At 58.9% G+C, this 23,733-nt stretch carries 23 protein-coding genes and 1 pseudogene; 10 read left to right on the top strand and 14 right to left on the bottom strand.

Translation table 11 applies throughout. From position 1 onward, the window contains the following. From A3730_RS12775 to A3730_RS12765, 3 genes and pseudogenes are all read right to left on the bottom strand, one after another. Positions 1–443, bottom strand: a pseudogene (locus tag A3730_RS12775) (efflux RND transporter periplasmic adaptor subunit); the annotation flags it as partial. A gap of 204 nt (positions 444–647) precedes the next feature. Beyond that, positions 648–1,889: a TolC family protein gene (locus tag A3730_RS12770; protein ID WP_011589746.1), complete on the bottom strand. Its 1,242-nt coding sequence runs from the start codon at positions 1,887–1,889 to the stop codon at positions 648–650. Between the two features lie 110 nt (positions 1,890–1,999). Further along, positions 2,000–2,299, bottom strand: coding sequence for a hypothetical protein (locus A3730_RS12765; RefSeq protein ID WP_063519014.1), 300 nt, complete (start codon positions 2,297–2,299; stop codon positions 2,000–2,002). A gap of 164 nt (positions 2,300–2,463) precedes the next feature. Here A3730_RS12765 and A3730_RS12760 point away from each other — a divergent pair, with 164 nt between their 5' ends. The 4 genes from A3730_RS12760 (at position 2,464) to A3730_RS12745 (ending at position 5,731) form a co-directional block, all read left to right on the top strand. Further along, on the top strand, positions 2,464–2,886 hold the full coding sequence (locus A3730_RS12760) for a PaaI family thioesterase (protein ID WP_063518936.1): 423 nt from the start codon (positions 2,464–2,466) through the stop codon (positions 2,884–2,886). A gap of 204 nt (positions 2,887–3,090) precedes the next feature. Continuing rightward, complete coding sequence (locus tag A3730_RS12755) at positions 3,091–3,558, top strand: response regulator (protein WP_156496819.1); 468 nt, start codon at positions 3,091–3,093, stop codon at positions 3,556–3,558. A gap of 39 nt (positions 3,559–3,597) precedes the next feature. Then, positions 3,598–5,049, top strand: a complete 1,452-nt coding sequence (locus A3730_RS12750; protein ID WP_063519015.1) for an ATP-binding protein — start codon at positions 3,598–3,600, stop codon at positions 5,047–5,049. Then, a complete protein-coding gene (locus A3730_RS12745; protein ID WP_063519016.1) occupies positions 5,039–5,731 on the top strand; it encodes a hypothetical protein in 693 nt (230 codons plus the stop codon). The genes A3730_RS12750 and A3730_RS12745 overlap by 11 nt, the downstream gene beginning before the upstream one ends. A 148-nt stretch (positions 5,732–5,879) precedes the next feature. On the opposite strand, the gene A3730_RS12740 is transcribed toward A3730_RS12745, so the two are convergent. Continuing rightward, positions 5,880–6,941 (bottom strand): transporter substrate-binding domain-containing protein, encoded by a 1,062-nt coding sequence (locus tag A3730_RS12740; RefSeq protein ID WP_231880500.1) that lies wholly within the window; start codon positions 6,939–6,941, stop codon positions 5,880–5,882. A gap of 40 nt (positions 6,942–6,981) precedes the next feature. Between A3730_RS12740 and A3730_RS12735 the strand changes: the two genes are divergently transcribed. Next, positions 6,982–7,464, top strand: a complete 483-nt coding sequence (locus A3730_RS12735) for a hypothetical protein (RefSeq protein ID WP_156496820.1) — start codon at positions 6,982–6,984, stop codon at positions 7,462–7,464. A 147-nt stretch (positions 7,465–7,611) separates the two neighbouring features. On the opposite strand, the gene A3730_RS12730 is transcribed toward A3730_RS12735, so the two are convergent. Further along, positions 7,612–10,677 carry an efflux RND transporter permease subunit gene (locus tag A3730_RS12730; protein WP_063538179.1) on the bottom strand — a complete coding sequence of 1,022 codons (3,066 nt, stop codon included), beginning with the start codon at positions 10,675–10,677 and terminating at the stop codon, positions 7,612–7,614. Between the two features lie 12 nt (positions 10,678–10,689). Continuing rightward, entirely contained in the window at positions 10,690–11,916 is a 1,227-nt protein-coding gene (locus A3730_RS12725) for an efflux RND transporter periplasmic adaptor subunit (RefSeq protein WP_082872361.1), read from the bottom strand. Between the two features lie 138 nt (positions 11,917–12,054). Between A3730_RS12725 and A3730_RS12720 the strand changes: the two genes are divergently transcribed. Next, complete coding sequence (locus A3730_RS12720; protein ID WP_063519400.1) at positions 12,055–12,705, top strand: TetR/AcrR family transcriptional regulator; 651 nt, start codon at positions 12,055–12,057, stop codon at positions 12,703–12,705. Positions 12,706–12,807: 102 nt separating this feature from the next. Here A3730_RS12720 and A3730_RS12715 read toward each other — a convergent pair whose 3' ends face one another. The 4 genes from A3730_RS12715 to creB form a co-directional block, all read right to left on the bottom strand. Continuing rightward, positions 12,808–13,050, bottom strand: coding sequence for a hypothetical protein (locus A3730_RS12715; RefSeq protein WP_063538177.1), 243 nt, complete (start codon positions 13,048–13,050; stop codon positions 12,808–12,810). Further along, positions 13,047–14,423 (bottom strand): cell envelope integrity protein CreD, encoded by a 1,377-nt coding sequence (creD, locus tag A3730_RS12710; RefSeq protein ID WP_063538175.1) that lies wholly within the window; start codon positions 14,421–14,423, stop codon positions 13,047–13,049. The genes A3730_RS12715 and creD overlap by 4 nt, the downstream gene beginning before the upstream one ends. A gap of 191 nt (positions 14,424–14,614) precedes the next feature. Then, on the bottom strand, positions 14,615–16,021 hold the full coding sequence (gene creC, locus A3730_RS12705; RefSeq protein ID WP_063538173.1) for a two-component system sensor histidine kinase CreC: 1,407 nt from the start codon (positions 16,019–16,021) through the stop codon (positions 14,615–14,617). Beyond that, entirely contained in the window at positions 16,018–16,695 is a 678-nt protein-coding gene (gene creB, locus A3730_RS12700; RefSeq protein WP_063538171.1) for a two-component system response regulator CreB, read from the bottom strand. Before creB ends, creC begins: the two co-directional genes overlap by 4 nt. A gap of 73 nt (positions 16,696–16,768) precedes the next feature. Here creB and A3730_RS12695 point away from each other — a divergent pair, with 73 nt between their 5' ends. Beyond that, positions 16,769–17,131, top strand: a complete 363-nt coding sequence (locus A3730_RS12695) for an STAS/SEC14 domain-containing protein (protein ID WP_063520943.1) — start codon at positions 16,769–16,771, stop codon at positions 17,129–17,131. A 114-nt stretch (positions 17,132–17,245) separates the two neighbouring features. Here the strand turns inward: A3730_RS12695 and A3730_RS12690 are convergent, their stop codons facing one another. Next, a complete protein-coding gene (locus tag A3730_RS12690; protein WP_063520944.1) occupies positions 17,246–17,503 on the bottom strand; it encodes a hypothetical protein in 258 nt (85 codons plus the stop codon). A gap of 591 nt (positions 17,504–18,094) precedes the next feature. On the opposite strand from A3730_RS12690, the gene A3730_RS12680 reads away from it, so the two are divergent. The 3 genes from A3730_RS12680 to A3730_RS12670 all read left to right on the top strand — a co-directional run bounded on the left by A3730_RS12680 (position 18,095) and on the right by A3730_RS12670 (position 20,238). Next, positions 18,095–18,712: a TetR/AcrR family transcriptional regulator gene (locus A3730_RS12680; RefSeq protein ID WP_063520946.1), complete on the top strand. Its 618-nt coding sequence runs from the start codon at positions 18,095–18,097 to the stop codon at positions 18,710–18,712. A gap of 149 nt (positions 18,713–18,861) precedes the next feature. Beyond that, entirely contained in the window at positions 18,862–19,827 is a 966-nt protein-coding gene (locus A3730_RS12675) for a nitronate monooxygenase family protein (protein WP_063538169.1), read from the top strand. A gap of 27 nt (positions 19,828–19,854) precedes the next feature. Beyond that, complete coding sequence (locus tag A3730_RS12670) at positions 19,855–20,238, top strand: nuclear transport factor 2 family protein (protein ID WP_063520492.1); 384 nt, start codon at positions 19,855–19,857, stop codon at positions 20,236–20,238. A 16-nt stretch (positions 20,239–20,254) separates the two neighbouring features. Here A3730_RS12670 and A3730_RS12665 read toward each other — a convergent pair whose 3' ends face one another. From A3730_RS12665 to A3730_RS12655, 3 genes are all read right to left on the bottom strand, one after another. Further along, positions 20,255–20,566, bottom strand: a complete 312-nt coding sequence (locus A3730_RS12665) for a potassium channel family protein (RefSeq protein ID WP_231880652.1) — start codon at positions 20,564–20,566, stop codon at positions 20,255–20,257. 23 nt (positions 20,567–20,589) lie between these two features. After that, positions 20,590–21,786, bottom strand: a complete 1,197-nt coding sequence (locus A3730_RS12660; RefSeq protein WP_063538181.1) for a class I SAM-dependent rRNA methyltransferase — start codon at positions 21,784–21,786, stop codon at positions 20,590–20,592. A gap of 70 nt (positions 21,787–21,856) precedes the next feature. Next, positions 21,857–23,733: ImpA family metalloprotease (locus A3730_RS12655; protein ID WP_197477469.1), on the bottom strand; the 1,877-nt coding region annotated here is incomplete at its 5' end.

Genomic DNA, 23,733 nt, shown 5'->3' with positions numbered 1-23,733 from the left:
ATGGCCGGGCTGAACAGGGTGGCAATGGCATCCCCTTTTTCCATGTGCTGGCCAAGCGTGGCACTGCGAGACTGCACCTGGGAATCGATACGCACCGGCACCACCCAGGTGCGGTACTGGTTGCTGATAATTTCCGCCGGCACGGTCAGGGTCCGGGTAGCGTCGGCATCAGGCTGCAGGGTAATGACCTGCAGGTTAAGCGTCTTTTGTTGTTCTGCGGTCAGCTCCAGTGCCGCTTCTTCACTATGGGACGCTGCGCTCCCAACCTCCTTCCCATGAGCGTGCTCATCATGGTCACCGCTATTATCCGGAGCAGCCTGTTGTGCATGCTGTTCGGCTTCGTTGCTTTCGTTGTGGGCATGGTCATGATTTTCATCCGCCCAGCCCGGGTTCGCCAGGGTTGCCAGCAAGAAGATGGCCAGAGGCGTCTTTTGAAATGTCATTTTCGGTTTCATAAAAAATTTTCCATTTTTTGTAGGAGCGCCGTTCAGGGCGCGAAGAAGTTGGCACCGCGTGTCGCAGAAACCATTCGCGCCTCAAGTGGCACTCCTACAGTAATTTTTCGCTTAATTTCTCGTTTCAAGCGGTGTTATTCGCTTCGCTCACCCTGCGGCTGTTACCTCGCAAGCTCGGTTCCTACAGAACAATCATTCGTTGGCCAACTGGTTCAGCCAGTCGTTGAGCTGGGCGCTTTCATAGAGCCACTGCACCCAGGCCTGCTGCATGGCATCGCGCAGGGCGATGCCAGCCAGCCGGGTATCGAGCCGCTGATTCAAGGCCTGCAGATAGTTCTGGGTGGTGAGTTCGCCCTGCTGCCAGACGCGCTTGAGCAAGGTGTCGCTGCGCGCCAGGCTATCGCCGGTGAGTTGTTGCCAGGTTTCCCAGCGCTCGCGCCGCTGCTGGTAATCGCTCAACGCTCCGTCCAGCCGGGCCTGAATGTCGTTGCGGGTTTTCTCCAGCAGTGCACGCCGCTCTTCACTGTCCGCCAGGGCAGCTTCATAGCCTGGCTTGCCGGTATTGAAGAACTTCAATGGCAGGCTGAAATCCACGCCCCACAAATTTTCGCCACCTTCCTGGCCCACGCGCAGGCCCAGGGTCGGGTCGGTGTTGCGTTGTTTGTCTGCCACCGATACCCCTCGCTCAGCCAGCGCCAGTTGCTGCTCGGCCAACTGCAAATCGAAGCTGGTGGGGAGCCGTTGCACGACACCATGGGTGAGTGACGGGGCCTGCCAACGGTCCGCCGCCGGCAAGGCCACCGCGGGTTGTTGGCTGGCCAGTTGCTGGCGCAATGTGGTGGCAGCACGGGTGGCGGCACTTTCCGCATCCGCCAGGGCCTGCTGGGCCTGCCCCAGTGACAGGTAGGCCAATTGCGCATCCACCTGCCCCACATCCCCCGCCTGTTCGCGGCGGCGAATCAGGTCGGTGAGATCGCGCAGCTGCTGTTCCTGCTCACGGGCGGCCGCCAATTGCTCGCGGGCGGCGGCATGGGCCACCAGCGCATTGAGGCTGTCCGCCAGCAGGCGGGCGCGGGCCTTGTCGCCACGCAGCTGCGCCAGCTGATCCCGTACGGCCACGGCATCACGGCGGGCGCGGGCCTTGCCGGACCAGTCCAGCGTCTGGCTGAGGCCCACGGTCTGGGTGATATCGAGGCTGTCTTCGTAGTCGATATTCAATGAAGGGTTATAAAGCGGCTGCGATAAAGCCCGGCTTTGCGCCAGCAACCGTTCCTGCTCCGCCTGGATGGCCCGGCTGGCCGGTAGCTGGCTGACCTGGCGCTGCACCCATTGCGCCCACTGCGCGGGCGAGGAAGAAGAATCGGCCGACGCGCTGGCATACGCGCACACGGCCAGTAACAGTGCGGCCATGCGCACTGGGGTCTGGATTCCCATGGGGAAACTCCTGATGTCTCAAAACGTTACGTCAAGAACAATGCCGACGCTCGCCACGGCGCACATTCACCGATGGACAAGGCAACAAAGTCGGGGAAACGAAGAAACGATCAGGCTATAGGAGGACGGAAAGGGTTATCGGCCGGGGCATCCGGCAGGAAGGGGCGCAACGCCATTTGACCTGCAGAGGGCGGGGCCAGGCGCAGCGGCTCACAATCGGTGGAGGCCATGAAACCATGGCATTGACAGCAATGGTCGCCGCCTTTGTCCAGCACATCCGCACTGACCAGATCCTGCTGGACCTGTTCCAGCGAGGCAGCTGCGCCACCATCGTGCCCGTGATGCATGGCATCCAGCACCAGTACATGAGTACTGATGACAAGCAGCAATGTGTAGACCAGTGCTTTCATGGGATGCCCGCTAACGAGGGAAGAGTCGCAACCTTGCGATACCCATAGACCGCCGTCAAGACAATCGGTTCCCCGTCACCTGTGGGTACGATCCGGTCATCCCGTTTTCCGAATCGGCATCGTATAGTGTCGGCTCCGTTTCGCCGGAATGAAAAAGGAAAACCATGAGCCACATTGACCAGATCAAAAACGACATTCTCGCCCACCCACTGCACCGGGCCTGCGAACTGGAACTGGTAAGCGCGGTGGATGGCCGCAGTGAAGTGCGTTTCCCGGTGAATGATTTCACCACCAACCCCCAGGGTGCCCTGCATGGCGGCATCGTTTATGCCTTGATGGATGTGGCCTGCTTTTTTGCGGCGGCCTCCAGACTGCCACCCGAGCAGCACGCGGTGACCATCGAAACCCATAGCAGCGTGCTGCGTGCCGCCAGCCGGGGCGAACAGGTCGTGATCCGCGCCCATGTGGACCGCCTGGGCCGAACCCTTGCTGCCATGCGGGCTGAAGCCTATGCCATAAACGCGCAGCAGCAGGAACGCCTGATCGCCACCGGATCGGTGACCAAAGCCATCGTGCAGATCACGTAGCCGTTTTTTTGCGCGTTTTCCCCGCGCTTTTCCCCACCATTGTGCGGTTTTCGTCCCTGCCGGATAAACGGCTATCCGGACGGCATGACCGGCTCCTTGCCGTTGCCCGAACCAATTGTCAGCCCCTATAGCGGGGCGTATCGTAAAACCTGATACCCGTGTGCCCACCCTTAGCGGAAAAGGGTGAGCACAATGTAGCACGCCGTGAATGAGGGACTCACCATGTATCAGGTCATGGTCGTGGACGATGAGGAATACATCCTCAAAGCCTTGAAGCGCACTATCAATACCTACACCGACTGGGAAGTGGAAACCTACCAGGACCCCCACGAAGCCCTGCGCCGGGCGCGCACTACCGTATTCGATGCGGTGATCACCGACTATATGATGCCGGAGATGAATGGCCTGGAACTGCTACAGGAACTGCGCGACCTGCAACCCGACACCATTCGTATTGTGCTGACCGGGGTGATCGACATCGAGACGGTCATGTCCGCGATCAACAAAGCCGGCGCATTCCGCTTTATCCCCAAACCCTGGGACGACGACCAGTTACTCGACAATATCCGCGAAGGCCTGAAGTTCCGCGATATTTTGCTGGAAAACCGTATTCTGGCGGAAACCGTGCGGGAACAACGCGAGACCCTGCGCAGCATGGGCTACGAAGGCTAGCCCTTTCAGCCCGACAAACAACAACTCACGGCGCGGCGCATGAATAGCTTGCTCGACAAAACGGACATCGGCTTTGGCATGGAAGCCCAGGGGCTGTTCCTGGTATCTTCCACGGTGATCCTGCTGATCATCATTTTCTTTCTGTACAAAACCTACCGCACCTCCATCAACGTGGAAGCCAAACTGGCCGAGTTTTCGTCGCTGACGAACAACCGCTTTGGCCGCAAGATGCACCTGATCGAGGTCAACGCAGACGAATACAAACTCAACAAGGCGCTGCTCGGCCCACTGGCGCGCATCATCGACGAGTACTGTGTGCTGACCACCGACCGCCACGGCACCATCACCTTTGCCAACGGCAAATTTCTGGCCCTCAGCGGTCATTCCTTTTCCCGCCTGATCGGACAGAACGAAAGTTTCAATCACCCCGACGATGATTCACTGCCAGTGATGCAGTGCGACCAGGCGCTATCCGGGGTGTGGAACGGGGAGGTTTGCAACCGCCATGCGGACGGCAGCCGTTACTGGATGAACATGTTCCTGTTCCCGCTTTCCTACATTTCCGATGAAGACGATGGCTATATTTATTTCGGTACTGATATCACTGATATCAAAACGGAAAACAACCAGCTGATGCAGGAAGTGAAGGACAAGAGCCAGAAATTGAATCAGGTGGAATCACTGCTTCTTCACTCGGAAAAAATGGCGTCACTGGGCACTATCTCGGCGGGCATTGCCCATGAAATCAACAACCCGATTGCCTTTGTGTCATCCAACCTGAACCGCAGCCGGGACTATCTTGGCACCATGGCGGGGATTATTCAGGGGCTACAAAAACGCATTAGCGAAGAAAAATTTCAGCAATTTCTTGACGCAGAAACCAACCTGAATGTGGATGCCCGCAAGCTGACCTTCATGATGGCGGACTACCCCGCCTTGATGGACGAAACCGACGAAGGCATCGAACGGATCAAGAAAATCATTCGCGACCTGAAACACTTTTCCCACAATCAGCCGGAAGCCTTTTCGCCAACGGATATCGCCACCTGTATGGCAATGTCTTTGAACCTGGCAAAGCATGAACTGAAAAACCGCATTACCGTGAGCCACTCACTGCCGGATTCCATGCCGTTGATTAACGGCTCGGAAAGCCAGCTGTCGCAGGTTTTCATGAATGTGTTCGTCAACGCCGCTCAGGCCATCGAAGGGAAAGGCAATATCACTATTGCCGGCCACTGCGATGAACAATGGTGCACCCTGACTATTACCGACGACGGCCCCGGCATTGCTGAAGATACTCTCAAACAGATTTTCGAACCCTTCTATACAACCAAACCGATCGGCCAGGGCACCGGACTTGGGCTGTCTATTTCCCACGACATCATCCAGCACCACGGCGGCACCATGACCGTGGAAAGCCAACTTGGCGCCGGCACCACCTTTACCATCCGGCTGCCGCTGAAGCAGACCGACCGGGCCGATGCAGCCTGATTTCGTTTACACCCTCACCACACCCGCCGGGGCGCAGCAACGCATCCCGATTACGCTGGTTGAGCAACACGGCACCATCGCTATCCCCGATACCTTTACCCCACCGGACTGGGCAGAACTGAGCTACCACCAGTGCAGCCACTGCCCACTGGACCCACGCGAGCACCGCTATTGCCCCGTCGCCCGCAACCTGGCCTATCTGTTACCCGATTGCGCCCTGGGGGATTCATTTCAGCCGGTGACGCTGGACGTACAAACATGGCAACGCAACTACCATCAGGACACCACCCTGCAGCGGGCTCTCAGCTCCCTGTTCGGGCTGATCTGCGCACTGAGTGACTGCCCGCATACGCGCTTCCTGCGCCCCATGGCCAGCTTTCACCTGCCGCTGAGCAGCGACACCGAAACCCTGGTACGCACCGCCAGCCTGTACCTGCTGCAACGCTACATCCGCAACCGCCAACAACCGGAACAGAGCATTTCCCTGGACGGCCTGAATGCGCGCTACGATGCACTCAATGAACTGAACCGTTGTTTTACCGGGAGGCTGCGCCAGCGCGGTGAGTCCGATGCGCCGATCAATGCGTTAGTGCTTTTGCATGTGACCGCGCGGGAAATGCACTGGAATCTGGAAGAAGAACTGGAGAGCCTGGCGGCGTTGTTTGCCGGGAGCGACAGTTAGATAAACGCCCAGGCGCCAGGATGTCGGATTACGCCGCTACGCGGCTAATCCGACCTACACGAAGCACAGCGTTTACAATAAAGCGGCGTAACCCGACACCAGCGAACGCAATCTCCCATTCAATCAGCCCCCCAACCAAAACCCACCGTTATTCTTCCGCGCCCAGATAGCGATTCACCACTGTGCGCCACTCCTGGGTCGGGAGAATTTCCAGCATGGCCTGATCCAGCCGCTCACGCAGGGGGCTGCCATTAGCCATGGCAAAGGCATAACTTTCTTCGCGAACCAGCGATGGCAACACCAACGCATTGGTGGTGCCACGCTCGCGCAACATATAACGCATCACAGGCGCATCGGAGACCAGGGCATCTACCTCGCCAATCATCACCGCGCGCAGTGCCTGCTGGTTATTCGGGTAAGGCACAAAGTTTGTACCCTGACCCGCCAGCCAATGGGCACCGCTGGTGCCGTCCACCGCCGCCACTTTTACCCGGGGCAAATCGGCCGCGCCATTGATACGCGACTGCAGCTCATTCAGCGTCACACTGGAGGCAATGGCGGCAGTGAAACCGGAAATGGTGATGATGCTGACAAACATCCAGATCAAGCCCACAACCCGGCCGCCGGCACTCACTGGCGCCTTGTCGCCGTACCCCACCGTGGTCATGGTCACCGCCGACCACCAAAAGCCGCTACCGATACCCTGGCTGGCAGAGCCACCGAACTGCTCTGGATTCTTGCGCCGCTCCAGCAACCAGATCAGCAATCCCACCAACAACAGCACTAACACCAGCGCCAGCACGGCTGACATAAACTTCCAGCTGAACAGGTTGCGCAGTGTCGCCACCCAACCACTCGCTTCATTGCGGGTGGCAATCCCCAGGCCCGCCCGAAACATGGGCTGGGTGAAATCCAGTCGCCGCTCACGGTCGGCGGTCACGCTAACCGCACCAATGGCCACATCCGCCTGGCCCTGCTCCACCGCCGCCAGCATTTCCGCCACCGACCCATAAGGCCGCAGGCGATACTCCAAGCCGGCCTTTTCCGCCACCTTCTCCCACAGTTCCACGCTGATGCCGTCCCAGCGATCTCCTTGCTGATAACTGAAAGGCGGCGACGCTTTCACCGCCACCGTTAACGGTGCGGCCTGCGCCGTTGAAACCAGCCCCCATAGGCAAACCAGTACCAGTGCGAGTATTCTGCCGTTCAATGTGTTGCTCCTTTTTCTTCCACTACCAACGCGGTAACCCATGCCCCAACGTCCGCGAGCATTGAGCCTGTTGCTGCTCATCAACTTATTCGTGCTCTCACCGCCAGGCAACGCCCACGGCATCCTGCCGGATGAAATCCCCATGGCCGCTGGCACGGCACTGCGCGAGCCCGGCGACCTGGAACCACAAACGGCGGTGCTCACGGATCACTGGGCGCCGCACTCACTGAGCTTTACTCAGGGACAGGCCGTGTTACTGACCCTGGATAATGCCAGCCCGGAGTGGCATTTGCTTGCCCTGGTCGATGATACGGCCCTGCGCGACCAGAGCCTGATCCACCGGCTGATGCCTGACCTGCGCAAGGACTACCCCAACACCCGCCTGAGCGAACCCGGCACCCGTGTGCAACTGCCCTGGCGTTTCGACAAACCCGGCGAGTATACCCTGCGTTGTTTACGTGCCGAGCACCAGCAACACAGCCCCGCATTAACGATTACCGTCCGAGCCATTGCCCCCCGATAGTGCTTCACCGGCCGAAGATCCATCGCCACACGCCGCAAACAATCAGGTCTGTTTTGTCGCAATTGCGTGATAAACCCAAAAAAAGCCCCGGCAAGTGCCAGGGCAAGGGGAAAACCGGAAACTGTCCGGCAACAGAGTCAGCGTTCGTTATGCTGTATCGGCATGCTCTTCTTTCACCCGGAACCAGGCCGCGTACAGCGCGGGCAGGAACAGCAGGGTCAGCGCGGTGGCCACAATCAGACCACCCATGATCGCCACTGCCATGGGGCCAAAAAAGACACTGCGCGATAACGGAATCATTGCCAGAACAGCGGTTAGCGCGGTCAACGCAATGGGCCGGAACCGGCGGACTGTGGATTCAATAATCGCATCCCAGGCAGTGAGCCCCTGTTCCATGTCCTGACCAATCTGGTCAACCAGAATCACAGCGTTACGCATGATCATGCCGGCCAGTGCGATCGTGCCCAGCATGGCGACAAACCCGAATGGTTTCTGGAACAACAGCAGGAAGAAGGTCACCCCGATCAGCCCCAGCGGCGCCGTGATAAAGACCATCACCGACAACGGGAAACTGCGCAGCTGCAACATCAGCAAGGTAATCACCACCAGAATGAACAGTGGCATCCCTGCGTTGACCGATTTCTGGCCCCGGGCCGATTCTTCCACCGTGCCACCCACCTGTAGCAGATAGCCCGGCGGCAGATCCGCCTGCACCTGGGACAAGGTGGGCATGATTTGCTGCATCAGCGTGGCTGGCAAAGCACCGTCTTTCACATCCGCCAGCACTGTCACCGTCGGCAAACGATCACGATGCCAGATGATGCCTTCTTCAAAGCCGGACTCCAGGTTCGCCACCTGGTTCAACGGCACGCTGCGGCCACTCGCTGTTTGTACCGCCAGGTTGCCCAGTAACCCCAGCGCGTGGCGTTCATGGTTGTCGCCTCGCACTTCCACATTGATCAGTTCGTTATCTTCCCGGTACTGGCTCACCGCCACACCGGAAAGCGATGACTGCAACGCCGTGGACAAATCCGAGGTGGTAATGCCCAGGGTTCGAGCGCGGTCCTGGTCTACTATCAGACGCACCACCTTGCTGGGCTCTTCCCAATCCAGGTGCACATTGGCAGTGTGCGCATTATCACGCACCTTTTCCGCTACCCTGCGCGCCAACTCCCGCACCTGGGAAATATGCTCACCGGACACACGCAGCTGAATCGGATAGCCCACAGGCGGACCATTCTCCAGTCGTGATACGCGGGTGCGCACCGCCGGAAATTCCCGCTCCAGGGTGTCCATTAACCATTCACGAACTTCCTCGCGCTCTTCCACGTTGCGGGTGAGCACCACAAACTGGGCCACACTGGCAGCCGGTAATTTCTGATCCAGTGATAGATAGAAACGGGGAGAACCGCTACCCATATAACCCACGTAATTTTCGATCATCTCGTTTTCGCCCAGCATAGCTTCCAGACGCAACGCTTTTTCCTGGGTCGCGGTCAGCGAGGCCCCCTCTTCCAACTTCATGTCCACCATCAGCTCAAGCCGGCCGGACGCCGGGAAGAATTGCTGAGGCACAAAACGGAATAGAAAAAGTGAGAACACGAAGATGCCCACGGTCAGCCCGATGACCGTTTTCCGGTAGCGCACACACCACTCAACCCAGCCACGGAAACGACGATAGAACGGCTTCTGGTAAGGATCGTGCACATCCCCACTGGCATCACGGCGTGCCAGACTGGGCAGCAACTTTTCACCCAAATACGGAACGAACACCACCGCCGCCACCCAGGATGCCAACAAGGCAATGGTGACCACCTGAAAGATGGAGCGGGTATATTCCCCGGTGCTTGATTCTGCAGTGGCAATGGGCAGAAAGCCTGCAGCGGTAATCAAGGTGCCGGTGAGCATGGGGAAGGCCGTACTGGTCCAGGCAAAGCCGGCCGCCTTGATACGGCTGAAACCCTGCTCCATTTTTATCGCCATCATTTCCACGGCGATAATGGCATCGTCCACCATCAGGCCCAGTGCCAACACCAGCGCACCCAGCGAAATCTTGTGCAGGCCGATGTCGAAATATTTCATCGAGGCAAAGGTCATCGCCAACACCAGCGGAATAGAGAACGCTACCACCAAGCCTGTGCGCCAACCCAGTGAAAAGAAACTCACCAGCAACACGATGGCCAGCGCCTCCATTAACACCTGCACAAATTCCCCCACACCGGCTTCTACTGCTGCCGGCTGGTCGGAAACCTTGCGCAGTTCCATGCCGATGGGCAGGTTTTCCTGCAATCTGGCGAACGTCTTGTCCAGGTTGTCACCCAATTTGAGAATATCGCCGCCGTCTTTCATGGAAACAGCAATCCCGATGGCATTCTCTCCCATGAATCGCATACGCGGCTGGGGCGGATCACTGAAACCACGATAAACGTTAGCGATGTCGCCAAGACGCAGGGTGCGGTTTTCCACCTGAATCGGAAAGTTGCGAATATCTTCCACGCTAGTGAATTCACCGGAGACCCTTAGACGTACGCGACTGCTCGGCGTTTCAAAAAAACCGGCATCGGCCACGGCGTTCTGCGACTGCAGTGCCTGCTGAACCGTCACCAACGGAATGCCCAGAGAGGCCAGTTTGGTATTGGCAATTTCTACCCAGATTTTTTCGTCCTGCAGACCGACCAGCTCCACCTTGCCCACGTCGTCCACCCGCTGCAGGGCCAGCTGCAAACGGTCGGCGTAGTCTTTCATGATGGCGTAATCAAAACCCTCGCCGGTAAGCGCATAGATGTTGCCGAAGGTGGTGCCAAATTCGTCGTTAAAAAAGGGACCACGTACGTCCTGGGGCAGGGTGTGGCGAATGTCGCCAATCTTCTTGCGTACCTGGTACCAGAGATCCTTGATGTCCTTGGAACGCATTTCATCCCGGGCCATGAACATGACCAATGACTGGCCGGGCCGGGAATAGGAGGTAATGCGTTCAAAGTCACCGGTCTCCATCAATTTCTTTTCCACCCGTTCGGTGATTTGCCGAGAGACTTCCTCGGCACTGGCACCGGGCCACAGGGTATTGATGGTCATCAGTTTGAAGGTAAAGGGCGGGTCTTCACTCTGGCCCAGGTTGGCATAGGAAATGGCCCCCATGGCACCGAGCAGAATCATGGCATAAAGCACCAGGGTGCGGTTCTTCAGCGCCCATTCGGAGAGGTTGAACGACATGGTCATACTCCCCTATTGATCCGCGTCTGCACTGGGCGCCGCATCGGCATCGCTGCCTGGCTCTGCGCTTGCGGCGTCAGCCTCTGCGGGCTCGGGCTGTACCGCCGCGACAGTCTGTTGCAAATCGAGCTGACGATTCTGACGATCCACCGGGATCACCGCCTGCCCTTCACGCAGCAGATGCGTGCCGGCGGTCACCACCCAATCCTGCGGCTGCAGACCGCTGAGCACCGGTACCACCTGCTCCTGGTACGGCCCCACTTCCACGGATGTTTTATGCAGGGTAAGCGCGTCCGGATTCACCACCCAGACGTAGGTTTCTCCCTCCTCGGCGGTGAGCGCAGACAGCGGGATACTGAGTACCCCGGCATTATCCCCACCGCTGACAAACACCCGGGCAGACTGACCCAGGTCCGCCCCGACATCCATATTCTCGAACGCCACACGGGCTTCAAATGTGCGCGAGCGAGGGTCCGCCGCAGGCGACAATTCCCGAATCTTGCCTTCGAATACCTGGCCGGGACGCGACCACAATTCAATGGCCACCGGCATGCCGATCTTGAAGCGCCCCACATCCTGCTCGGGCAGATCGATCCGCACTTCCCGGTCGCCATCGACCGCCAGCACAAACACTGCCTGCCCGGCAGCAACGACCTGGCCGGCCTCCGCCAGACGCTGGGCGATAACGCCGTCGCGGGGAGCCTTCAAGGAGGCATAGTCCGCCTGATTGCGAGCCACGTTCAGATTGGCCCGGGCCTGCCGCAATTGCGCCACGCTGGCGTCATAACGGCTTTCAAAGGAATCGAACTGGGAGCGGCTGATCACATTGCGCTCCATCAGCTCGCGGTATCGTTCCAGTTCGCTGCTGGCCAGCTTGTGGTCAGCCTGGGCAGAGGCCATTTGCGCCCGAGCCGCATCCAGGCGCAGGCTCACATCATCGGTATCCAGTTTGGCAAGTACCGTGCCTTCGCTGACCCGGTCCCCCACATCCACCAGCCGCTGACTGATTTTGCCGCCAATACGAAAACCCAGTTCCGGCTCATAACGGGCACGAATTTCCCCGGGAAACACATCTTGGCTGGCATCCGCCGACAAGGGCTGGGCCACCAGCGCCGGGCGGGCAGGTGCCTTGTCTTCCGGCTCAGAATCGGAACAACCCTGCAGGGCCAACGCCCCCGCCGCCATTCCCGTGACGATCAGCCCCGACAGCACTCTCGACAGCAATACAGAACGAAACATGACTGGCTCCCTCATTGACCCCACCTCTTTAGACGGATCCGCCCGGTAAGTTGGCGGATTGTGCCGGTCTTGGCTTGCCGGCATGCTATACTCGCCAGTATAGTAATTTTATTAAACTGAACCGTCCAGTATTGAAATATGACCGACTCTGCCTCTCCAGATCAGCCCAACCCACGCGGACGCCCCAAAGACCCGGCGAAACGCACCGCCATCCTTGAGGCAGCCAAAACGCTGTTCCTGTCACAGGGCTTTGTCGGCACCAGCATGGATGCCGTGGCGAAACAGGCTGGCGTTTCCAAACTCACGGTGTATAGCCATTTCAGTGACAAGGAAACGTTATTTTCGTCAGCCATTGAGGCGAAATGCCACAACCTGCTGCCCATGCCGATCTTCGAACTGGAGCCAGACCTGCCTATTCGCGCCACTCTGACCAAGATTGGCCTGGCGTTTCTCGAATTGATCCATACCGACGAAGTGATCGAGTTACAGCGACTGATGAGCAGCCTGGCTACACAGGACCCGGCCATGTCACGGCTGTTTTTTGAAGCAGGCCCCCAGCGTACCATCGCCGCCATGGAAAACCTGGTGCGCAACGGCAATAGCGCAGGGCGATTGCAGGCAGACAACCCCAAACAGGCGGCGGAGAATTTCTTCAGCCTGCTACAAGGCTGTGAGCATATGCGTGTCATTATTGGCTGTAACAAGCCAATGACGAGCCGTGAAGCGCAGCCCCATGCCGAACAAGTGGTAGATATGTTTTTGCGGGCTTACGGGAAGGGTGAGAAGTAACCGGATTTAGCGGCAGGACAAAATTGAAAGCAGCGGGGCCCTCGGCCCCGCCCTGAAAAGATCAAAAGGATTTTCTGACGCCCCTTCCTCTCCAACGCTAATTCAATACACGCTACGCCTGACTTTCACTTCTGCCGCATAAAGCAGTGCCCTGCCCCGACGCCGCTCACCCAGTTGCCACCAGATCACCCCAAGCCAGCGAATCGCCCGGCGATTCTCTGCATTGCAGGCCAGTGCTTGCTGGGCGATGCGTAACGCTCGCCCAAGCAAGCGCTGGCGATAGCTGGGGAACCGCTTGGCGGCCCGCACCAGGGTCGCAACATGGCCCAGCCCGTCGGCACTCACGGTGCGTTGCCGCGCTGGGCACTGTCGGCATTCGCCTGCACCTTGGCAGCGGCCTTGCCCGGCACCGCGAAGGCATACCAGTCCAGCTTGCGAGTCACCACCATCACAGCAGCCAGGGCAGCGAACAGCAGCAGGGCGCCCAGCAACAGGGCATAGTCTTCAGCCATGAGAATGCCGTAGATCAACCCCTGCACCAGCAGCAAGCTCAAGGCAAACGTCCAGCCGGCTTTGAGCGAGCGCATGGCTGCCATCAGGTAGATGCCTATCAATGCACAGCACGATAACGCGGCCACCAGGTAGGCCAGCAAAAAGTCGATATGCTCACTGAGTGCCACCAGCAAAAGGTAGAACATGGCCAGCGCCAGGCCCACCAACAGGTATTGCATGGCGTGCAACGGATACCGGCGCAGCACTTCAAAAAGGAAAAACGCCGCAAAGGTGAGCCCCACAATCAGGTAGCTGTATTTCAGCGCCCGCTCACTGGAGAGCAACCCTGTTACCGGCTGCACCAAGCGCACCCGCAATGCCTGACCGCTATCACCGCATGCCGCATCGCCGCGGGCACAATGGATCACACTGGCCGCCGCCAGGCTGTTGGTGCGCCACTGGCTGGTAAAGCCGTCATGGGTAATCTCACGTTCCACCGGCAACACCAGCCCTTCGAAGCTGGGGTGCGGCCAATCGGCGCGCAGCGCCATGCGCGTCTCCTTCGCCAACGGCAAGGCGCCGAGTGATTCTGTGCCGTTCAGATTCAATCGCACCTTTACCGTAAAGGCGCCGCTCAAATCGGTGGGCAGCGCCACCGCCACCGCATTGCCTCCCACCCCGTCCGGCAGCTGTTCGGTTTCCACCAGGGGCAGCGGCACATCGTTGACCAGAATTTGCGGACGCTCAACCAACCCGCGCAGGTCCTGAATCCGCAATAGCAGCAACGGTTTCTGTGAAGACACCACCTGTTCCGGCTGGCTCACTTGCTGCCAGTTAGCGGGAAACACAGCTTCAATATGCAGCAGACTCCGGTACACCGGCACGCCGTAAATACCGCGATAGCGCATTTCACTCTGCAGCTCGCCATCAATGCTCAGGGTATCCGGGATCTGGCTGTCCAGTACCTGCCGGTGTTCGATGGCGGTACAGGTTTCGCCGCTGCGGCAATCGCGCTTTTCCACCAGCTGTTTGCGGGTTCTGGGTACCACGATCAGTGGCCCACTGATCTGCTGTTCGCCACTGACCTGCCGGGTAATCTGGTGTTTGACGTGCATCGCTTCATTACTGCGGTCGGATATCTTTCCCTGGATCATTAACAGCGGCATGACCAGCACCAGCATTAGCCCGGCAATAGTGAACATTTTCAATAACAGGTTGGGTCGCATGGCTTCTCTCCCACAAATGACGCCCTCAGTGTGAGAAAACAGTGTGCGAAACCGATTTGAGGGTTTTGTGGGGATTGTGTGGGGGAAAGTGGTGACGAGTTGCGAGAAGCGAGTTTCGAAAACCCGGGCCATTTTTTTCTTCTCGCTTTTCGCTCTATCGCGCCGCCAACAATACTCCTGCGGGAAGAGGTCTATTCGGGGAGGATTAGCCTGGCCTGAACGCCTTCCGGGGTGTTTCCCACCTGCAGGCTGCCGCCGTGCAGACTGGCGATTTCGCTTACCATGGCCAGCCCCAGGCCTGAACTTCTTTCCTGACCCGGCGCCGGCAGGGAATAGAAACGCTCGGTGATGCGTTCAAGCGCATAGTCAGGAATCATGGGGCCAGTGTTGGTTACTGTGAGACAGGCTGCTTCAACATGCACCTCGATCGTGGTTTTCTCTTTGGCAAAACGCAGGGCGTTATCCAGCAGATTGAACAGCGCCAGCTTAAGGGTCTCCGCTTCCGCCAGCAGGGTACCTTCATTCACGGCCACCTCCTGCCGCTTTTCAGCCAGCAGCGAATAGCGGCTGTGTTGCCATTCCTGCACCAGAGCGGAAATTGCCACGGCACTTTTTCGATGCGGCAGGCTTTCCAGTTTTTCCAGCCTCGCCATGGCCAGCAACCGGTCCAGTAGATCACTCAACCTGATGCTTTCGTGTATCACATTATCCGTGAAACGGTGCAGGGCCGGATCGCGCACTTCCTCTGCCAGGATTTCCCCGGCACCACGAATCGCCGCCAACGGGCTTTTCATTTCATGGGTCAGCAGGGTCACGTTATCTTCCAGCTGTGCCCGTGCCTCCAGGCGTCGACGCATGGCGGTGACGGCATCCGCCAGGTCACGAATTTCATCACGGCCACGAAACACCGGTGGCGCCGGACGCTGGTCGTTGGCGACGGCCTCCGCATAGCGGCGCAAGTGGTTCACCCGGCGGCCAAGCCACCAGGACAACAGCCCACCCAGCAACAGGCACACCAGTAACGCCAGGCCGCCGTAGACCATGAGATAGCGCTCCGCCCGCTGCACAAACGGCTCGATGGCACGCCCGGGTTTACCCAGGCTGATAACACCGATAAGGCTGCCGTCATGGCGAATGGGGGCAGCCACGTACATCACCGAGGTGGATGGATCCTGTGGATCGCTGCGGGTGGTCCGCGCGCCGTAGCGGCCCTGCAAGGTCAGGTGTACATCGTTCCAGCGAGAAAAATCCTTGCCCTCATCCCGGCCACGGGAATCGAATAGCACCGTGCCGGTGGGGCCGGTGATATACACATGAGTGTGGATGCGCGTTTTCTTCAAGCCCCAGATATCCGCATCCGGGGTGCGCCCGGCGTAACGGTTAAGCGCATCCCGCAGCGCCGGCGTGATCACGATTTCCCCGTTAGCCGCATCGCTGGCGACAATTTCCGCCAGCAGATTGGCGGCATCCACCAGGGTTTCTTCCGCCGATTGGCGCACCAGCGGCTTAGCCTGGCCAAATACCAGATCCAGCACGAACCAGCCCACCAGACCCAGGATAAGAAAATAAAAGATCAGCAGGCGTTGACCGAGCTTCATGGCATTTCCAGCACGTAACCGATACCTCGCCGGGTGGCGATAAGCTGATCGCCGCCCAGCGGACGCAATTTCGCCCGCAGGGTCTTGATATGAGTATCCACGCTGCGCTCGAAGCTGTCTTCATCGCTATCGCAGATATCCAGCAGGTGGCTACGGCTGAACACCTGCCCGGGGCGCTGCACCATGGCCGCCAGAATGCGGTATTCCGAACGCGTCAGTGTCAGCGGTTTGCAACGAAAAGAAATACGAAACCCGGCTTCATCCACCTGCCAGGGCGATTCGTCAACGGCGTGAGCGGGCGCCGGTGACGTGGGCACGATGCGTTTGAGAATGGCACGAATACGAGCCACCACTTCACGGGGGCTGAACGGCTTGGTGACATAATCGTCGCCACCCAGTTCCAGCCCCAAAATGCGGTCCACTTCATCCTGGCGGGCTGTGAGAAAAAGCACCGGCAGTTCGCTGCGCTGGCGCAGCTGCTTGAGCACCTCGAAGCCATTGATATCCGGCAGCCCCACATCCAGCACAACAACGTCGAAAGGCTGGGCACTAACAGTATCCAGCGCATCCTGCCCCAGCGTCACATGGGTCACGGCGAAATGCTCACGCTCCAGCGCAAACACCAGCGGCTCGGCAATACGCGGTTCATCTTCTACGATCAGTACAGCGGGCACTTGAAATCTTCCTGGCCAGTAACCATGGCATGATAACCAGACCACGAGAGCGTTCCCATGCCAGGAGGCGTTTATGTTGGAACTGATCGACAATCTGCCCGGAGACACCGTGGGGGTCAGCGCCCACGGCGAACTCACCGCCGAGGACTACCGCAAGGTGCTGGTGCCTGCCATCGAAGGGGCACTAAGCCAGCACGAGCACATTAATGTGCTCTACGAAATTGGCCCGACTTTCGACGCATTTTCTGCCGGCGCCATGTTGCAGGACGCCTTGGTCGGCTTGCGCCACCCACTGAGCTGGAAGCGCATTGCGGTGGTCACCAGCCACGACTGGATCAGCAACACCGTCCAGCAGGCCAGCGCGCTGATTCCCGGTGACGTCCGGGTATTTGAATGGGCAGAACAAAAAGATGCGCTAAGCTGGTTGGCGAGCTAAAGGCAGCTACGAGCTACGAGCTGCCAGCGGCGAGGAAAAGCGGAAAAGCCAAGTCCCATGAGTACAAGGTTTTGATCTTTCTCGCAGCTCATCACTCGAAGTTCGCAGCTGCCTTTACCCCGCCTGCCGCAAACTCAATTTCAACGCATCCAGCAGATCCCGGCCGGCGCTGTGCAGCTCTCTGATGTCCTTCAGAAAGAAAGTTTTCTTCACCCGTGTTTGCACCACCAACACTCCGTAGAGCACGCCGTCGTATTCCAGCGGAATGCCCAGATAACTGCGAAAATGCTCTTCATCGGAACCGGGTACATAGAAGTAATCCATATGCGCCTGGATATCCCGGGCCGCCACGGCGCTGCGGCTGCGCGCCACCTTGCCGGAAGAACCTGCTCATGATCTATACGCAGCCGCGCCGGAGTTCATTTTGTTGTCAGCCCGTGATTACGAGTGTGCCGTGTAGCCATTCTACATAAACAAGAGTAATCACGGACTGACGGCAAAAGGTGCCCGGCCCTTCGGGTTGCCGCTAAAAATGGCGCCATTCTGCGTTGCGAACCTTGAACTTGACCCATCAGGCCCTGCGGTCCGCGCCTTGCCTGGCACCATTTTTAGCGGCAACACGGTTGCGTATAGACCATGAACAGGTTCTCACCCCCTGGCTGTACGTCAGGGTGGCTCCCAACACTTGCTGATTAAGGCCACTGGTAGCGACGATCTCCAGGCACTGCTGCTGACCATCAGCCTGATACAGGCTGCAGACCTGCACGTTGAGCTTGTTTCTCACTGCATCCACGCGGGCATGCATGAAATTCGGGGGCAAGGGCACGCAATTACCTCTCTATAGGCCCGCGTTAATGCGGGCCTCCCCTCCCTTTCAATATCCGTGCCTGTTTGGCGCGCCTCAGGCAGATCACCACCACATGCTTTACACTGTACGCGTTACCTTTGCCGTGGAGCCCTGCGTTGGCCAAAAAAGCAAAAACCGAGGCCGAGATCGCGCACTTTCGTGAATCCGTGTGCGAGGCGGCTACTCGTCTGTTCATCGAACGTGGCCCCCAGAATGTGACCATGCGTCAGATCGCCAGCGAAGTGGGGGTGAGCCCGATGACGCCCTACCGCTATTTCCGCGACAAGGATGACATTCTGGCCACCGTCCGCGCCGCCGCCTTCAACCGCTTTGCTGCCACACTGGAAACCGCCGTGGCCAGCGCCCCCGACGCCCGCAGTAAAGGCCGCGCCGTGGGTGATGCCTACGTGGGGTTTGCCAAGTCGCACCCCGCTGCCTACCAGCTGATTTTCTCCTTTTCCCAGCCCGACGAAGACCGTTACCCGGAACTGCAGGCCGCCAATGGCCGTGCCCAGGAAACCATGGTGGGCTATGTGCGCGAGATGATTGAGGCTGGCCTGCTCAAGGGCGATGCCCAGCTGATCGGCTATATGTTCTGGGCCAACCTCCATGGCATCGTGGTGCTGGAACTGGCCAGCGGCCTGCGCGGCATGGACGGCGACACCCTGCGCGAGAAGATCATGCGCACCCTCTACGCCGGCATGCAGGTCACCCCGCCCACTCTGGATTCCTGACCAATCCGCTCAATCCCCACATCGGCAGACTTGACTCTATAAATGTACGGTGTAAATTTTACTTCGTATATTTATCCCGCCGGGTCGTGTTTCCGGTGGCCCGGACCCTGCCCCGCGTTAATACCGGGGCCCAGCATGAGGACACTGCCATGTCTTTGCCCATTGAAATTCGCTCCCGCCTGCGCCTGCCGGTGATGTGTTCACCGCTGTTCATCATTTCCAACCCGGACCTGGTGATCGCCCAATGCCAGGCCGGCGCCATCGGCTCGTTCCCGTCACTGAACGCCCGCCCGCTGTCGCAGCTGGATGAATGGCTGCACCGCATTACCGAAGAGCTGGCCGCCTGGGACCGGGACCACCCGGACCAACCCTCCGCCCCGTTCGCAGTCAACCAGATTGTTCACCGCTCCAATGATCGCCTCGAGAAAGACCTGGAGCTGTGTGAAAAGTACAAGGTGCCCATGGTGATCACTTCCCTGGGCGCCCGCGAAGACGTGAACCAGGCAGTACACGGCTGGGGCGGCATGGTGATGCATGACGTGATCAACAATCACTTTGCCCACAAGGCGATCGAAAAAGGCGCCGATGGCCTGATCGCTGTCGCCGCCGGTGCCGGTGGCCACGCCGGGCAGCTGTCCCCGTTCGCGCTGATGCAGGAAATTCGCAGCTGGTTCGACGGCCCGCTGGCCCTGTCCGGTTCCATCGCCAGCGGCCCGTCCGTTCTGGCCGCCGAAGCCATGGGTGCAGACCTGGCCTACATCGGCTCGCTGTTCATCGCCACTCAGGAAGCCAACGCTGACGCGGCCTACAAACAGATGATCGTGGACAGCAACGCCTCCGATATCGTCTACAGCAACCTGTTCACTGGCGTACACGGCAACTATCTGGCGCCCTCCATCGTCAACGCCGGCATGGACCCGGCCAACCTGCCGGAAAGCGACCCTTCGGCCATGAACTTCGGTTCCGGCGGCAATTCCGACAAGAAAGCCTGGAAAGATATCTGGGGCTGCGGCCAGGGCATCGGCGCGGTGGATGCGGTGCAAAGCGCCAGCGACGCCATTGGCAAGCTTAGCGAGGAATATCAGCAAGCCCGCCGCGCACTGAACGCGGCCTGAGCCAATAGAAGCGAAGGGAGAGACACCATGGCGAACATTGATTCATGGCATGCGGTTGTCGAAAGCCAGGACAGTCAGGCGCTCAGCGACCTGATTGCCGACGACGCCGTGTTCCACTCACCGCTGGTGCACACGCCACAGGTTGGCAAGGCACTGACCACCGCGTACCTGACTGCCGCGCTACACGTGCTGGCTAATGACAGCTTTCGTTATGTGCGGGAAGTCAACGAAGGGGAACACTCCATTCTGGAATTCGCCCTGGAGTTGGACGGCATCGCTGTGAACGGAGTGGACATGATCCAATGGAATGCGGAAGGCAAGATCATCGATTTCAAAGTGATGATTCGCCCCTACAAGGCCATTGAAGTGGTACGTACGCGTATGGCCGCCATGCTGGAGAAACTGGGTTAGGAAACCGCCTCGGCCTTCAGGCACCGACCATATAGGTCCTGAAGGCTTCGGTGGCTGCGGCCACTGTCACCGCCACAAAGACCCCGCTGAACATGATGCCCACAATGGCCACCAGGATCGCCATGAACTTGGTGCTCTTGTGTGATGGACGCAGATCCCCGTACCCCACCGTCAACGCGGTAATCATGGACCAGTAGAACGCATCGAACCGGCTCCAGCCTTCGCGCTGCCCCACCCATTGCCCCAGCCCGACGATCACCACCAGGAAACCGGCGAGAAACGGAGCGCCCAGCACCATGGCTTTCATGAACAGGGCCAGAAAGGCCAAGGCAAGCTCCATCGTCACATACCCTACAGGCTGAACAGCACCCGGCAGAACCAGGTCTTCAGGTAAGCGGTTTCGGCAATGGCCGGGTGCACCGGGTGATCCGGCCCCTGCCCTTCGTAACCCACCACCTGAATGCTGCGGTCGATGTGCCGGGCGCTACTGTGCACCACATCCAGCAGACGCTCTGCCGGCATGTGCATGGAGCAGGACGCCGATACCAGATAGCCACCGGGTTTCACCAGCCGCATGGCCAGCTCGTTGATGGCGTGATAACCGGCCAGGCCGTTCTTGAAATCTTTTTTGCGCTTGATGAACGCCGGCGGGTCCAGCACCACCAGATCATACTTTTCGCCGTCGGCAATCAATTGCTTCATGGCCGCAAACGCATCGCCCTGAATGCTGCCCACCGTGTCAGCGACACCATTCAGTTCGGCGTTGCGATGCACATAATCCGTGGCGATTTCAGAGCCATCCACACAGGTTACTGACTCCGCACCCGCCAGTGCCGCCTGCACACCCCAACCGCCACAGTAACTGAACACATCCAGTACGCGAGCGCCTTTGGCCAACGCCTGTATCTTCTGACGAGCGGCCCGGTGATCGTAGAACCACCCGGTCTTTTGCCCCTCTGCCAACGGCGCCACAAATTTTGCGCCGTTTTCCGTGAGGCTGACCTCGTTCAGCAGCTCGCCTTTCAATGCCTTGGTGTAACGCTCCAGCCCTTCGATCTCACGGGCGGCCGCTTCGTTCTTGGCAATGATATGCGTCGGGGCCAGCACCGCATCCAGGGCACTGACAATCACATCCAGATGGGCTTCCATGGCGCCGGAACCGGTTTGCACCACCAGCACATCGTGGAAACGATCCACCACCAGGCCAGGCAGGCCATCGGCTTCGCCAAAGATCAGGCGGTAACAGGGAACATCGAACAACTGCTCGCGCAGGCTTAGCGCCTGCTCAATACGCTTTTTGAAAAAACTGCGCGACAATTCCTGTTTCACATCGCGGCTGTACAGACGCGCGGCAATCAGCGAATGGGGGCTGAGCAAAGCACGCCCCAGCGGCTTGCCGCGGCTGTCTTCCACCACGCAAGCCCCGGCGGACAAATCCTTGAGCGGAGTATGACGGGTATCAATTTCGTTGGCGTATACCCACAAATGGCCCGCCTTCAAACGCCGCTCTTCGTTCTTGCGAAGCCGGATTACGCACTGCTCGGTCATGTTGCTGCCACTCGCCAGTAAAAGGCGCATGGTAACACGGCGCTTCGCGCCAGAGTGAACGCAGGCAGAATCAGAATGGCCACACCATGTCGTCACTTATCGCGATTTTCTGCACCTGGGACCAGTCATTACTGTCCGGCCCCACCCAGATCACCGGTGCTTGCGCAGGCAGGGCCAGGGCATCCAGCTGGGCAGACGTGGCCGCGCCATAGTCCACGCCCCACACATCCCACAGTGGCCGCAGGTCGCGCTGACTCAGGTAGCTACCGAGAATCAGCATGAACTCGTTGCCGTTCAGGTCCGGCTTGCTGGCAAAGGTTCCCATGGCGAAATGGTCCCGTTGTGCCATCCACTCATCTGCGCTCAGGTCACTGAACTGGCGTTCGGCCAGATACAGCAGCGTGATGATATCCCAGCCTTCACTGTCCGTGCCGGTTACCTCTCGCCACAGGTGCGGCAGCTGGGCAAAGAATGTCATGCGCAGCCCGTTATTGGCCGCGTAACGGTCATCCGCCCAGATCGCATCGTAGGCAACCGAGTAGGGGTCTGCACCGGCCGCACCGGCCTTCAAAACATCGAACGCTCCTTTATAGGCCAGCCGGGCAGGGCTCATGTTCACGTCACGCTCTTGCAGCAGGCGCCAGTTTTTATGCAATGGGAACAGGTTATTGGACACTTCACCGCTGCGCCCGCCATGAATTTTCAGCAAATCGCGCTGCAGGTTATGCCCCAGCTCATGGCTCTCCCCCCAACCATAAGGGTCCAGTGGCCAGGCCTGGTCATAGGGGTTACCACTACAGCCGGAGCCGCAATGTGCAAACCAGTCCACGTTGATGTGCAGCACGTTGGGCAGCCCATGAATCTGCGCACTGGTGCAATCCCAAGCCAGTGCGTTACACCGCTGAGCGACCGCCTGATTCAAGGCAATACCCTCACCCTGAAAACCGGCCAGCGCATAGGCATCACGCAACACATAATCAAACAGATCATCCAGAAATGCCTGGCTGTTTCCGGCATAGCGCGATTCATTGATGGATGCATTCATGCGGTCGCGCCGCGAGTGCACTTCGGCAAAGGGGCTGCGGATCTCCGCCCAGGTCAACGCGCTATTCTGCAACGCCGTGGCGAACGCCTCCTGGGCCATATCCGGGCCGTATTGCAGAAACGGTTGCTGCGCCACATTTTCCAGTCGTAGCGAGACCGTGCTGGCGACTGGCGCGTTGCGATGCTCCAGCTGCAGAGTACCGCCATAGGGAGACGTCAACTCCAGGGTTTCACCGGGCGCGATGGACATGGTCGGGCTGGCCAGAAAGCGCGGGCGGGAATACTCGCTCCATAACCGGGTGGAACCGGTACGCTGGGTGTTGATGCGAATGGCGGTGCTTACGCTGTCGTTATCGTCGGTGCGGGTAATCCTGACGCGCTGCCCCGGAAGCACGTAGGCCCCCAGCGCAGTGAAATGGTCGCCTTTAACGGTGACGCTGGGGCGCTGTGTTGAGGTAGCTGGCGCCGCCGCCATGGGCTCACTGAAGCTACCCAGATCCGGCTGGGCGGGCTGGACTCCACGCAAGTATTGCACGCTGTAATCCGCATAGAGTGCCCGCATGAAATCCCCTACCGGAGCCACGTTTTTGTTCATGGGATAAGCAATCTGTTCACGCCATACATCACCCAGTAACACCAACAGCTTTAACAGGGTATGTCCGCGCTCGGCAAACAACGGGCGCCCTTGGCGATCCAGGTTACCGAGCATGCCGCGCAGCTGGTTGGCACCATCCAGCAAGGCCGTTTTCAAGGCCGCATAGTTATCGCAATTGCCATCGGCAAGGCTATCGCAATAATCAAAATTCACCGGGAAGTCCTGGTGATAGAAATGTTCCAGAGCGGTCTTGATCGGGTTATCCACCTGAATGGCAGAAAGCATCTGTTGCGCAGAAGACCAATCCA

It is taken from the genome of Alcanivorax sp. HI0044, assembly GCF_001634945.1.
This window is presented reverse-complemented; position numbering and strand designations above follow the sequence as displayed.